At 53.7% G+C, this 12,562-nt stretch carries 14 protein-coding genes; 2 read left to right on the top strand and 12 right to left on the bottom strand.

The features are described 5' to 3' along the window. Positions 1 to 14: 14 nt before the first annotated feature. The 12 genes from sdhA to pspA all read right to left on the bottom strand — a co-directional run bounded on the left by sdhA (position 15) and on the right by pspA (position 10,751). Positions 15 to 1,811, bottom strand: a complete 1,797-nt coding sequence (sdhA, locus tag RIC05_RS08215) for a succinate dehydrogenase flavoprotein subunit (RefSeq protein ID WP_350042837.1) — start codon at positions 1,809 to 1,811, stop codon at positions 15 to 17. A gap of 4 nt (positions 1,812 to 1,815) precedes the next feature. After that, a complete protein-coding gene (gene sdhD / locus RIC05_RS08210; RefSeq protein ID WP_350046686.1) occupies positions 1,816 to 2,199 on the bottom strand; it encodes a succinate dehydrogenase, hydrophobic membrane anchor protein in 384 nt (127 codons plus the stop codon). A gap of 27 nt (positions 2,200 to 2,226) precedes the next feature. Continuing rightward, complete coding sequence (gene sdhC / locus RIC05_RS08205; RefSeq protein WP_350046685.1) at positions 2,227 to 2,607, bottom strand: succinate dehydrogenase, cytochrome b556 subunit; 381 nt, start codon at positions 2,605 to 2,607, stop codon at positions 2,227 to 2,229. Positions 2,608 to 3,044: 437 nt separating this feature from the next. Next, positions 3,045 to 4,094 carry a MaoC family dehydratase gene (locus RIC05_RS08200; RefSeq protein ID WP_350046684.1) on the bottom strand — a complete coding sequence of 350 codons (1,050 nt, stop codon included), beginning with the start codon at positions 4,092 to 4,094 and terminating at the stop codon, positions 3,045 to 3,047. Positions 4,095 to 4,217: 123 nt separating this feature from the next. Beyond that, positions 4,218 to 5,096, bottom strand: a complete 879-nt coding sequence (locus RIC05_RS08195; protein WP_350046683.1) for an HpcH/HpaI aldolase/citrate lyase family protein — start codon at positions 5,094 to 5,096, stop codon at positions 4,218 to 4,220. 178 nt (positions 5,097 to 5,274) lie between these two features. Next, positions 5,275 to 6,369, bottom strand: a complete 1,095-nt coding sequence (locus RIC05_RS08190; RefSeq protein WP_350046682.1) for a serine hydrolase domain-containing protein — start codon at positions 6,367 to 6,369, stop codon at positions 5,275 to 5,277. Positions 6,370 to 6,480: 111 nt separating this feature from the next. Further along, entirely contained in the window at positions 6,481 to 6,798 is a 318-nt protein-coding gene (locus tag RIC05_RS08185; RefSeq protein WP_350046681.1) for a hypothetical protein, read from the bottom strand. 38 nt (positions 6,799 to 6,836) lie between these two features. Then, entirely contained in the window at positions 6,837 to 7,403 is a 567-nt protein-coding gene (locus tag RIC05_RS08180) for an EndoU domain-containing protein (protein ID WP_350046680.1), read from the bottom strand. 124 nt (positions 7,404 to 7,527) lie between these two features. Beyond that, a complete protein-coding gene (locus RIC05_RS08175; protein ID WP_350046679.1) occupies positions 7,528 to 8,904 on the bottom strand; it encodes an ATP-binding protein in 1,377 nt (458 codons plus the stop codon). A 265-nt stretch (positions 8,905 to 9,169) separates the two neighbouring features. After that, entirely contained in the window at positions 9,170 to 9,772 is a 603-nt protein-coding gene (locus tag RIC05_RS08170) for a hypothetical protein (RefSeq protein ID WP_350046678.1), read from the bottom strand. Beyond that, positions 9,769 to 10,017, bottom strand: a complete 249-nt coding sequence (pspB, locus tag RIC05_RS08165; RefSeq protein WP_350041374.1) for an envelope stress response membrane protein PspB — start codon at positions 10,015 to 10,017, stop codon at positions 9,769 to 9,771. Before pspB ends, RIC05_RS08170 begins: the two co-directional genes overlap by 4 nt. 56 nt (positions 10,018 to 10,073) lie before the next feature. Then, positions 10,074 to 10,751, bottom strand: a complete 678-nt coding sequence (pspA, locus tag RIC05_RS08160; RefSeq protein ID WP_350046677.1) for a phage shock protein PspA — start codon at positions 10,749 to 10,751, stop codon at positions 10,074 to 10,076. Positions 10,752 to 10,919: 168 nt separating this feature from the next. On the opposite strand from pspA, the gene pspF reads away from it, so the two are divergent. Then, complete coding sequence (gene pspF, locus RIC05_RS08155) at positions 10,920 to 11,924, top strand: phage shock protein operon transcriptional activator (protein ID WP_350046676.1); 1,005 nt, start codon at positions 10,920 to 10,922, stop codon at positions 11,922 to 11,924. A gap of 11 nt (positions 11,925 to 11,935) precedes the next feature. Beyond that, a complete protein-coding gene (locus tag RIC05_RS08150; RefSeq protein ID WP_350046675.1) occupies positions 11,936 to 12,307 on the top strand; it encodes a hypothetical protein in 372 nt (123 codons plus the stop codon). The last annotated feature ends 255 nt before the right edge of the window (positions 12,308 to 12,562 follow it).

Here is a 12,562-nt window from a genome sequence, read left to right as displayed (position 1 = left end):
TCTCTTGCCGCGCCTTAATAGACGCGCTCTTTCGGCTCGATGTATGACACTTCATCGGTAAGGGTGAAGTTGTTAACCGGACGGTATGTCAGATCAACAGCATAACCCTTGGTGTCATCCACTTTGGCAATGGTGTGCTTCATCCAGACTTCGTCATCACGTTTCGGGTAATCTTCGTGGGCATGTGCACCACGGGATTCCTGACGCGCTTCTGCCGAATTCATCGTCGCTGCGGCACAGGTCATAAGGTTCTCAAGTTCGAGAGTCTCGACCAGATCCGAGTTCCAGATCAGCGAGCGATCCGAAACACCGACGTCCGGAAGGGTCTTGGCGGTTTCGGAAAGCTTGTCTTTGCCTTCTTTAAGGATCTCCGCGGTACGGAACACGCCGCAGTTACCCTGCATAACGCGCTGCATTTCCAGACGGATATCGGCCGTCGGACGCGAACCCTTGGCCCAGCGCAGACGATCAAAGCGTGCAATCGCTTCTTCGCCATCCGTGCCTTTGAGTTCCTTAAAGGATGATTTCGGATCAACCACTTCGGCTGCATGCATGCCACATGCACGACCAAACACAACCAGATCAAGCAACGAGTTGGTGCCAAGGCGGTTTGCACCATGGACCGACACACAGGCTGCTTCACCAGCCGCCATCAGGCCCTTAACAATTGCGTTCGGGTCTTTGGCGGTCGGGCGCAGAACTTCGCCCTTATAGTTGGTCGGAATGCCGCCCATGTTGTAATGGACCGTTGGCAGAACCGGGATCGGTTCTTTGGTCGCATCAACACCGGCAAAGATTTTTGCGGTTTCGGTAATACCCGGCAGACGTTCCCACAACACTTCCGAACCAAGATGTTCAAGATGCAAATGGATATATTCGCCGTGTTCGCCAACACCACGACCGTCACGGATTTCCTGTGCCATACCACGCGACACAACGTCACGCGATGCAAGGTCCTTAACAGTCGGTGCGTAACGTTCCATGAAACGTTCGCCTTCGGAGTTGGTCAGATAGCCACCTTCACCGCGTGCTCCCTCGGTGATCAGGCAACCTGAACCGTAAATGCCGGTCGGGTGGAACTGCACAAATTCCATATCCTGCAGACCAAGACCCGCACGGGCAACCATGCCATGACCGTCACCGGTACAGGTATGAGCCGAGGTGCAGCTAAAGAATGCACGGCCATAACCGCCAGATGCCAGAATGACCATCTTCGCATTGAAACGGTGCAGCTCGCCGGTATCAAGATCCCAGGCAACCAGACCTTTGCACGAACCGTCTTCGTCCATGATCAGATCAAGGGCGATATATTCGACAAAGAATTCCGCTTTGTGCTTCAGGCACTGCTGATACAGGGTGTGCAGCATTGCGTGACCGGTACGGTCAGCCGCGGCACAGGCACGTTCTACCGGTGCTTTACCGTGATCACGGGTGTGACCACCGAACGGACGCTGATAGATTTTGCCATCTTCGGTGCGCGAGAACGGCATGCCGTAATGTTCAAGTTCATGAACCGCCGGAACGGCGTTACGGCACATATATTCAATCGCGTCCTGATCGCCAAGCCAGTCAGACCCTTTGACGGTGTCATACATATGCCACTGCCAGTGATCCTCGGACATATTGCCAAGCGATGCACCGATACCGCCCTGGGCAGCAACGGTGTGCGAACGGGTCGGGAAGACCTTGGTGATACAGGCTGTTTTCAGGCCGGCTTCAACCGTCCCAAGTGTCGCGCGAAGACCGGCACCACCTGCACCCATAACAACAACGTCGTAGTTATGGTCGATAATTTTATATGATTCACTCATTGGCTCAGGCTCCGGCAAAAACGATACGCAGGACTGATACGATGGCTGCTACGGACAGGAATGCCGCAACGGCCTTGATCAGCATCAGCGAGATCACTTCTGCTTTACGGTTATGCACATAATCTTCGATCACGACTTGCAGACCATGCGTGACATGCACGGCAACGCTGACGATCATCAGGATCATCATGGTCGAATGGAAGTACGAGCTCAACCAGGCCTGCACGGCGTCATAATCAGCCGTATGCCCAGCAAGAATCGAAATTATGAACCAGATGCCGAGCGGAAGGTTGGCCATCGCGGTAACGCGCTGGGTCCACCAGTGCGACGAGCCACTTTTGGCAGAACCGAGGCCACGGACACGGCCCAGATCGGATTGCATCTTCATGACAAGTTTGTCCCCTCTTGCCCGGCCTTAAGCCAGACCGATGATCCAGGTGATGATGGTCAGCACAACTGCCGCGCCAAGGACGATTGGGTTGCCTTTGGCAGCACCCTCATTCGACAGGCCGCGACCAGTATCCCAGACAAGGTGCCGGATACCGTTGCAAGCGTGGTAATAAAATGCCGCTGTCCAACCGAACAGCAACAACAGACCAAACCACGAGGTGAAAAATGCGTGATAACCATTAAAGGCTTCACGACCAGCGCCGGCTCCAATAAGCCAGGACGCCAGAAATACGAAACCAATGGCAAGGCCGACACCCATCGCGCGGAAAGTGATGGACATCATTGCCGTCATCGGAAGCCGGTACACCTGCAAGTGCGGAGACAGCGGCCGATTGGCTTTGCTCATAGCGGAATTGCCTCTTCTCAAAGTAGCTGGCGGGAAAGCAGGGTTTATTTACCCATGCAGCGGGTTTGAGTCAATCTGAACCCCTTTGAAAACCAAAGAAATCAGTGACAAAACTCCGTTTTTGCCTCCGTTTAACTACGTAGGTTGACCTCTCAGACACCGTAAACACCCTGCGGGAAGGGCTTATTCAAAGACACATGCGAGCGTTCTTTGAATGCGCATACGACGTAACGTGGATTTAGCAATTGCACAATTAGACCTTCATACGCAAGAAAACTGCCCATTGATCAGGTCTATTTTATTGCAAACACATATGGATGCACGACCAACTGATCAAGATCATCAGGCCATGCTGCGTGAAATTAGCGCCAAGCATCCAAAGGAACCGTTAAACGCAAGGCACTTAATATCCCGGTATTTCGCGGTTTCCCCTTCAATTAGCGTGGAATCAAAACCGTATAATCAAAATCAAGCAATACATCAGAATGGTATTTTCCATCCTCGGTCCGCAGCGGAAAATCGCTGGCCTGACGATCACGCACTGCAACAAGCCGCAGACGCAGCGCGCCAAGATCACGCCGCCCCGGCACGTCAAACTTCCCGAGAATTTCCGACCAGGCAAAAATCGTATCCCCGGCAAAGGCCGGATTGACGTGGGTTCCGGCATTGATTGCGGCAATCCGGAATGCATTGCCAAGCCCGTTAAACGACAATGCCCGGACCAGTGAAATGATATGGCCGCCATAAATCAGGCGTTTGCCAAACCGCCCACCATTGGCCGCGATCTGATCGAAGTGGACCTTGGCGGTGTTTTGATAGAGTCGCGTGGCAATCTGATGTTCGGATTCTTCCAGCGTCATGCCATCGATATGATCGATTTTCTCGCCAACAAAATAGTCATCCCAGCGATGTGGCGATCCGGACAATTCGGTATCATAGGCCGACACATCCAGCCCGACGGGAATTTGAAATGCTTCGGGTGCGACAACACCGGGCAATTCGGGCAAAACGGGTTCCGGGGCCGGGGCACTTTCATCGCGTTTGCGCACCATGACCCAGCGATTGTAATCGAGCACCATCTCGCCGCGCTGATTGCGCCCGACGGAATTAACGTAAACAACCCCGGTCTTGCCGTTGGAATTTTCCTTGATCCCGGTCACGGTTGAAACCGAACTGACCGTATCACCGGGATAGACCGGAACACCAAACACGCCACCAGCATAGCCAAGATTGGCCACCGCGTTTAGCGACACATCGGGAACGGTTTTGCCAAACACCATGTGGAACGCCAAAAGATCATCTACCGGCGCAGACCGAAAACCGATTGACTGGGCAAACTCGTCAGATGACTGCACGGCAAAGCGCGGACCATAAAGCCCGGTGTAAAGCGCTACATCGCCGCTTGTGATTGTCCGCGGTGTGGCGTGGCGGATTTCCTGTCCGATCTGGAAATCTTCAAAATAATTGCCCGGATTGGTCTTTGACATTCGATTGCCTCCCCTGAAAGGCCGGAATTTCTATGTAATGCCGATGCGCGCCGTTCTGGCTGTCTTGAATGCAGCCATTTATGACCCGGCGCGAACCGTTTTATCTGAGTGCAGGCAGGCCTGTCAGGCAGCGTCCATTTCCGTAATCAGATCGGCCATCGCGACCAGCTTTTTGGCCGAAACCACATGCAGATTTTCAATCAATTTGCCATCGACCACGACAACGCCTTTGCCCTCTGCAGAAGCGTCAGCGTGGGCGGCAGTGATTTTACGCGCCCAGTCGATCTCGGCTTGGGCCGGGGCAAAGGCCGCATTGGCTGCGGCAATGGTTTTGGGATGAATAAGCGTCTTGCCATCAAATCCCAATTCACGCCCCTGTTTGCAGGATGCGTCAAACCCGGCATCGTCCGACAGATCAAGATGAACCCCGTCAAGGATCGCCAAGCCATACGCCCGTGCCGCCAACAGGCACAAACCAAGACTGGTGATCATGGGCAAACGGTCCGGCGTATGGGCGCAATTCAAATCCTTGGCCAGATCAGACGTCCCCATGACGAACCCGCCCAATCGCGGATGGGCACCGGCAATTTCCTTGGCATTCAACATCGCAAGAGGGGTTTCCATCATGCACCAGATGGTCATGCCATCATGGGCCCCTTCGGCCTCCATGATCGCGGCCACTTGGCGGACGGTATCGGCACTTTCGACCTTGGGCAGCAAGATGGCATCGGCAGACGTTTTGGCCGCAGCCACAATGTCGGCATATCCCCACGGCGTATTCAGCCCATTGGTTCTGATCTGAATTTCGCGTTTGCCATACCCACCTTCGGCAAGGGCACTGACAATCTGCCCCCGCGCACTATCCTTGGCATCGGGTGCAACAGCATCTTCCAGATCAAGAATAAGTCCATCCGCCGGAAGGCTCCTGCCCTTTTCCAGCGCACGGGCGTTCGATCCCGGCATATACAAAACAGAACGGCGCGGACGCGGGGCAGCAGCCATCAGGATTCTCCCGTTTGATAATATTCGTACAATATTTATCTTTAATTTTTACGAAAATTACCCAAACTTGCCATGCACTGCAAGCCACTTTTTGCACTGCGGCATCAAAAATGCGCCCCGGCATTCTATCTTCTGATCCGATTTGATGTTTGTTTTTGGCAGGTTGGACCGATGAAGCTTATTCCGGCGTGCCAAACAATCCGGTCATCAGCATGCTGGTCACACTGGGCACCTCATTCAATGCCCGCCCGTTTGACAAAAACACCACCACGGCATCCTGATCGGGGAACCACGAAAATTCGGCGGAATAGCCAAAGTAAATCCCGTCATGGCCCCAGACCGGGCCCCAATCGCTTGTGCCGATCATAAGCCCGTAGCCATACGATCCTTCGCCAGTAAAGGCGGTATCGGTCGTTGCGCGTTTTAGGGCGTTTGGCCCGAGTAACACACCATTCACAAACAGGGCGCGGGCGAATTTCACCATGTCCTGCGCGGTTGAAATGATGCCACCATCGGCAAGCTGATCGCCAACGTCATAATCGGTGACATCTTCAAGCTGCCCATCGCCATTGGCATCATCAAATCCCCGCGCCAAAAGATCCGGACGGGGATAGCGGCCAAAGGATGTATCGGCCATTTCCGCAGGTTCAAAAATCCGGCGGTTAAATACCGCTTCGATATGGTCGCCTTCCACCGCCTCGATCATGATGCCAAGCAAAATGAAATTACTGTTCGAGGCGGCGTAACTTGTCCCTGGTTCGAAATAGGCATCCCGATCGGCAATCAGCGGCAGCAATTCAACATTGCGCCACCCATGTTGCGGATCACGCCCGACCAGCTGGAAAAAGAACTCGCCATCAAGGTAATCGGGGATGCCGGAACTGTTGCGCAAAAGATCGCGAATGGTTGCCTTATCGGCATTGGCAATGCGGCCCTGAAATTCCTTGGGCAGCCATTTTCCAATCGGATCGGAAAGATCAATCCGCTTTTCCGATGCCAGCTGCAAGGTCACAACCGCCGTCATCATCTTGCTAAGCGACCCGATATAAAACTGCCGATCAACACTCATGCCGGTATCGGGTCTTACACTGGCATAGCCACTGGCCGCGAACCGGACATCCCCCGAACCATAGCCAATCCCGACCACCCCACCGGGCAACCCCGCATGCTGGACATATTGATGCAAAAAGGTTTCAAGCGGATCAGACGGCGCTTTTTTCTGTGCCGTGCTTTGCTGCGCAGACACAGGTACAGCAATGAATGCGACGCTCATCGCAACCACTATCACTGCCAGTACCGAAAGACGCTTTATACCCAAAACCAAGGCTATCCCCGTTTTCACACCTTACGCACACGATAGTCCGGCAAAGAGTTTGCCGTCTGGTTAATCAGATGCACGGTTAATCTGACTGATCCACGCCACAAGCGCAGCCCGAAATTCGGCTGTTGGCACATTCACAACCTTCTCGCCTTGCTCTTTATAAAGCGGTGCAATCTCGCAAACCGATGACTGAATCGTAAGAACATATGCATTCATTACCAGTTTCTGATGACTGGCAAGCCCCGCGCTCACCTCATCAATATGTCCCAAGACCATCTTCGCCGCCTCAGGAACGCTTTGAATGTCGGAAACAAGGCAGGCGGCGATACGCTCATGACCTTCGTCGCCTGCTATCCTGCTTGGCCAATCAGGTTTCAACATAGTACCGCCTGCCTTTCTTAAAGTCTCATGTCTGGTCGTTAGCGAACTGGGAACGCGGTGTTGATCGTACCGTTACCCAAAAGACCGAACTGAACGTGGAAACGATTGTCCGGATCGTCCCCTTCGCAGTATGGGCCTTGTGTCGCCAAGACCGGATCGGGTCGATTCCAACCACATGTCGCCCAATGTTGCGCTCCCGCAGGACAAGCGTCGTGATTCGTTTCTGCATATAGGATGGAATTCACCACTTCTTGCCGCGAGCAGCTATCGGGGAACATCGTCGAAATCGTCTTGTGCTGGCCGTTCTTGTCAAAAGAGATGTTGTAAACCCCCATGGCATTCGCGGCCGCAGTGATTACAACATTCGCAATGCCCGCATTGGCAGGATTCACCCCACCTGGCCGGGAATGGAACCCTTTGACGTTACCATCAATTTCACCACAGAAAATGTGGTCACCATTGATGGTCGGCAAACCAGCATTCACGATGGCGCCAACAGGACATGCCACCTGTGCAGATGCCGGATTAAGCGACAGCAAAAATACTGCCCCCATCATCAGCGCCGCAGCGGCAAACATTTGAGAAAGCTTTGAAAGTGTCGTCATAAACGACCTCCTATGCTTTGTCCGATACAGTTCCTGACCGCACCGGGCGGTGCGATCATACTGCCAAGATCAGACGCAGCGTTGCAATTCATGTGAAGGCAATCCGCCCTGAATTCAACGGCAGTCAAAGCTGCGAAAATTCAAGCCCAATGCGCAGGGCAAGCACACTTGCCGGTTCAAACCGTGTCGGCACCCCGCCAACTTTCCCGCCATGCCATTGCGCCTTGGTCAGAACGAACGCCCCCAATGGCAGCGCATGACTGCCACGGAAATTGACCAATGCGCGAATTTCCTTGGGCTTGCGAATGGCTTCATCGCGCCACAGACAGTGATAGGCAAACAAAGGCGTTCCCGACCGGCGATCGAGGAAGACAAATGGCACCTCATAATGCCCCCACCGCGCATAATACAGGCTTTCCATCCCGACACTTGATGTCAGAAACTGTGTCTGGATGGCGGTTTCGGCCAATCGTGTGATGGTGGCACTGTCCGATGCCCGCCCGCCAATCAGCCCGGTGCGAAGACCGGGATGGATCAAATGGACCTTGAAGGCAACCGCGCGCTGAAACGGTTTGGCATCCTGATCGACCCGTTCAAGCCGACGGACCAGCCAAGCACTTTCAAGATATTCCAGATACCGACGCAGGGTGTTTTTGGCGATATCAAGCTCACGCGCTAATGTCTCGATCGAAAATTCCGACCCGGTATTATAGGCAAGAAGCGCGAACAAACGATGCAGGTCAGACGGGCTCGATATGCCATGTAATCCCGGCAGGTCCGAATGAAGCGATCGGTGAATGGCCCCGGCTTCGCCGTTACGGTCGTGAAAACCACCTTCATTGATGTAATCTTCAAACAGATCATTCAACTCGATCAAGCCATCTGGCACCTCGGCGGTATAGCGCCCGACATTGGGGGTTTCCGGCAAGACATCCGTGGGTGCAATGCCTTTTTGCTCAAGATATTCGGCAAAGCTAAACGGCGGTAAAAACAGGCTTTGGATATGGCCCGCACTATCCGCACTTGGTGCCAACGCACTGACCGCCACCACACGCAACATCGGATCGGCCACCAGCAATCTTGCCAAATGATCTTCCCAGTCGCGCTGATAGGAAACTTCGTCAATAAACAGCCATAACGGATGGTCCGCCGAAATACCGCGCATGGAGCGCAGCAATTTTGGCAATCGCGGCAGATCAATTTCCAGAAACAGCGGATGTTCAAGCGAGATATAGCAAACATGGCGGCGCGGCGTGTCGGCGTTCAACAGTTCCGCCACGGCTTGGCGCATCATCACGGTTTTACCAACCCCGCGCGGCCCGGTCAGAACAACCGCCTTCTGCCCGTCATGCTTTTCAAGGGCACTCCAGAAACGCTTGAAAAACGCGCGCTGCGGCAATCCTTGCACCACATCATCCGTGATCCCGTCCCACCATGGATTATCAAGCATCAATCGATGCAGAAAATCCCTTTCACCCGGATGTTCGATCATGGCAGCCATAGATGTCTTCCCCAAACGCCCCGCCCATATAGATGGGCATTTCTCCCGACTTTGCCGAGAAAACCTTTAAATTAGGTATACTGATAAACGCTATTTGGGAATTTTTCTGCAGTGAACTGCAAACAAAAGAAAAACCGGACCACAAATGCGATCCGGCTTTTCGTCGGCTATGAACATGACGGCGGCTTTACGTTGCTAACGCGAGGGGGGATTGGGGAAAGCAAAAACCACCGTCAATCTTTGAAACATCTTTAAAACCGGGCTGTTACGCCTTTGGACCATCCGGGTTGTTGCCGGTCTGATCGGGATCGTTTTTGGCGTCTTTTGCGTTCTTGGCATCAGAAACATCATCCTGTTTCATCTTGGCCAATTCAGATGCGACGCCGTAATCGCCAGAGGCAACAAACCCCTCCATCGAACCGGTCCGGCGTTCAAGATCGTCGAACTGATCGCGCAGGTCTTCCATCCAGGATTCTTCGTAATCAACACCCACTGTCGGGCGTTCATCATTCGCATCGGATTTGGTTTTGCTGCCAGATGCGCTGTTTGGTGCTGACCGTCGGGCCGAACCACCACGGATTTTACCGCGCAGCCCATCAAACCAGTGCGGATGATGGACATAGGCCCATGCCAACCCGAACAGCATAACCCCGACCGGGAAGCTGAAGATCAGGATCAGAATGAAGGCAACCAGAACACCTTTGCGCGGGATACCAAATGCATCTGAGATTCCCTGCGTGGTGCGCCTGATCACGCCATCACATTTCTGTCCGTCACGGTCGCGTTTTGAAAATCCGCATCCGCCACGGGCGCGTTTCTTGTGACTGCGGCCAAAACCGTCTCCGGCAGCTGCTTGCTGAGCAGTCATATCCTGTTCCTCCATTCGGCAACCTCGGCATCTAACAGGCGTTCAAGTGTTTCAACACGGGATTCAAGTCGCGCGGCCCGTTTTTTCAAACCGGCCACCGCTTCTTGTTCGCGGGCAGCCTGCGCGGGGTTTTGTGCGCGTTCTTCTGCCTTCATCCGTTTCCAGACGGTGATGTAATAAAACACCACCCAGACCGGACCGACAACGGCAACAAACACAATAAGCGGTATGGCAATCGCCCACATGGCTGACAACTTCTTCCCTCTGCAGGCTCACGCGCTAAAACACACAAACCGGTTGATTACTTATCTTTCTTCACGTCTTTCTTCACGCGGGCTTTAAGCTCCTTAAGATCATCTTCGATCCCAAGTTCCGCCTCAAGGTCTTCAAACTGATCTTCAAGGCTCTGCCCGCGGCCAAGGTCCCAGGAATCCGCACTGGCTTCAAGTTCGTCAACGCGACGTTCCATGGTTTCATAGCGCAGCAACGCATCGTCAATCTGACCGGAATGAATCTTCTCACGCATTTTGACACGCTTTTCAGCCGTCTGCATGCGGATTTCGACCGCACGTTGCTTGCCCTTGGCTTCATTCAGCTTGTTCTGAAGCTTATTAAGGTCCTCGTCAAACTTGCCAAGTGTTTCTTCTATGACTTCAAGCTCGCGCTCAAGCACAACACTTTGATCGGCCAGACGACGACGCGCCATCAACGCACCCTTGGCAAGATCATCACGGCCCTTGGACACAGCAAACTCTGCCTTGGTGTCCCATTCGACCTGACCGTCATGCAGCTTTTTAAGCTTCCGTTCGACTTCCTTTTTATCGGCAATCGCCTTGACGGCGGCGGAACGCACTTCAACCAGAGTGTCTTCCATTTCCTGGATCATCAAACGCACCATTTTTTCCGGATCTTCGGCACGATCCAAAAGCACGTTGATGTTGGCATTTACGATATCTGACAAACGCGAAAACACGCCCATTGTCTGATCTCCTTAATTAATCGGGGGACGCACAAATTCTGATCTCTCTATTTCAAAGACCGTGCCAGTTTTGAAAACCAATAAAATCAATGTCTTGAGAATTTACACCCTCACGGATTAACTTTTATCGCGACAATATTCGCGATTTTCGATATCGTTTTTCGCGATATGGACAGCTTGCAACCCATTTTGGGCGAAGACCCCGTTTTTCTGGCCGCTCTTGAGCATGTTTCACGCCTGGCACCGATTGAACGCCCGTGTCTGGTGATCGGGGAACGCGGATCGGGTAAGGAGCTGATCTCATCGCGCCTGCATTACCTCTCACGCCGCTGGGGCGGGCCGCTGGTCAAGGTCAATTGCGCGGCCTTATCGGAAACCTTGCTCGATACCGAACTGTTCGGCCATGAAGCCGGCGCCTTTACCGGGGCGTCCAAACGCCATATCGGCCGGTTCGAACGGGCCCATGGCGGCACCATCATTCTCGATGAAATCGCCACCGCCAGCCCGGTGGTGCAGGAAAAACTGCTGCGCGTTGTCGAATATGGCGAAATTGAACGTGTTGGCGGGTCCGAAGTGATCGAAGTTGATGCCCGCGTCATTGGTGTGACAAATGAAAACCTGCGCGAACTGGCCAAAACCGGGAAGTTCCGCGCCGATCTTCTCGACCGGCTTGCCTTTGACGTAATCGCCGTGCCGCCACTGCGCCAAAGATCTGATGATATCTTACCGCTTGCCGAACAGTTCGCGCTCGAAATGACCAAACGCCTGTCGCGGCAGGTCTTTGCCGGATTCACGCCAACAGCGGCCCGCCAGCTTCTCAGCCATTCCTGGCCCGGCAATGTCCGCGAGTTGCGCAATGCAGTTGAACGCAGCCTTTATCTGTCTGAAGACGACGAAGCCCCGCTTGCCCATATCGTACTCGACCCGTTCGAAGGCATCTGGACCGAAACCGACCGTAACATCGTGCCGATCACATCGGGCACACCCGAGGAACCTGCCCCCACCGGCACAACAGATTTCAAATCACAGGTTGCGGAATTTGAAATCAAACTGCTTGAAAACGCCCTGCATCAAAACGCCAACAACCAGACCGAAGCCGCCAAGACGCTTGATCTGAACTACCATCAATTCAGACGACTTTTGGAAAAACACGACCTGCTACCGGGGCGATAGGGACCATAAGCATGTATCAGCCCCGCACCCCTAACTATCGCAAGAGCGACCCGGTAATGCGCTGGAACCTGCCTGACCGCGTATTCTTTGCCAGTGGCGCCTGTCATATCCTTGCCCACGCGTTCATCGAACGCTTTGATGCCATTGGAAGCCTCACCCCGATCTGGTTCCATCCCAAAAATGGCCTTCCCGGTAATCACATTGTTGTCTCAGGCGGAGATTGGATCTTTGATTATCACGGATACAGCAATCACAAACGCTTCATGGATAATTGTTTCCGACGCGCCCGACAACGCTGGCCGGGGTGGGATGCCGACATAATACCGCTCCCACGCGATGTTCTGATATCGGAACCCAAATCCCGCGAATTTGACGGACTATAGCTCCGTGAACCGCAGCAATTCCTGCACGATGCGCTGCCGCGTGCACGACGTTTTCTGGATCGGTTTCCGTCGCCCCCAAGACGCCCCAGCCAGAGCCCTTCTTAGTGACCTCCGCCCAAGCCGACTGCCCGCCGTTTTCATGTCGCGAGCATTGCCAAGCGTTGTTTCCCGAACAGAATACTTACCGGACCACGTGCCCGATCAGATGTCCTGCCCTGCGCCGCACAGCAACCCATGATTGATTTCAGTTGCTAT

It is taken from the genome of Thalassospira sp. (assembly GCF_040218635.1).
Taxonomy (GTDB): Bacteria; Pseudomonadota; Alphaproteobacteria; order Rhodospirillales; family Thalassospiraceae; genus Thalassospira.
Note: the sequence above shows the minus strand (reverse complement) of the source record. Positions and strands in the feature narration are given on the sequence as shown.

Coding starts and splice junctions, on each gene's coding strand:
- sdhA (WP_350042837.1), bottom strand. CDS start 1,811: ATGAGTGAATCATATAAAATTATCGACCATAACTACGACGTTGTTGTT.
- sdhD (WP_350046686.1), bottom strand. CDS start 2,199: ATGAAGATGCAATCCGATCTGGGCCGTGTCCGTGGCCTCGGTTCTGCC.
- sdhC (WP_350046685.1), bottom strand. CDS start 2,607: ATGAGCAAAGCCAATCGGCCGCTGTCTCCGCACTTGCAGGTGTACCGG.
- RIC05_RS08200 (WP_350046684.1), bottom strand. CDS start 4,094: ATGTCAAAGACCAATCCGGGCAATTATTTTGAAGATTTCCAGATCGGA.
- RIC05_RS08195 (WP_350046683.1), bottom strand. CDS start 5,096: ATGGCTGCTGCCCCGCGTCCGCGCCGTTCTGTTTTGTATATGCCGGGA.
- RIC05_RS08190 (WP_350046682.1), bottom strand. CDS start 6,369: ATGAGCGTCGCATTCATTGCTGTACCTGTGTCTGCGCAGCAAAGCACG.
- RIC05_RS08185 (WP_350046681.1), bottom strand. CDS start 6,798: ATGTTGAAACCTGATTGGCCAAGCAGGATAGCAGGCGACGAAGGTCAT.
- RIC05_RS08180 (WP_350046680.1), bottom strand. CDS start 7,403: ATGACGACACTTTCAAAGCTTTCTCAAATGTTTGCCGCTGCGGCGCTG.
- RIC05_RS08175 (WP_350046679.1), bottom strand. CDS start 8,904: ATGGCTGCCATGATCGAACATCCGGGTGAAAGGGATTTTCTGCATCGA.
- RIC05_RS08170 (WP_350046678.1), bottom strand. CDS start 9,772: ATGACTGCTCAGCAAGCAGCTGCCGGAGACGGTTTTGGCCGCAGTCAC.
- pspB (WP_350041374.1), bottom strand. CDS start 10,017: ATGTGGGCGATTGCCATACCGCTTATTGTGTTTGTTGCCGTTGTCGGT.
- pspA (WP_350046677.1), bottom strand. CDS start 10,751: ATGGGCGTGTTTTCGCGTTTGTCAGATATCGTAAATGCCAACATCAAC.
- pspF (WP_350046676.1), top strand. CDS start 10,920: ATGGACAGCTTGCAACCCATTTTGGGCGAAGACCCCGTTTTTCTGGCC.
- RIC05_RS08150 (WP_350046675.1), top strand. CDS start 11,936: ATGTATCAGCCCCGCACCCCTAACTATCGCAAGAGCGACCCGGTAATG.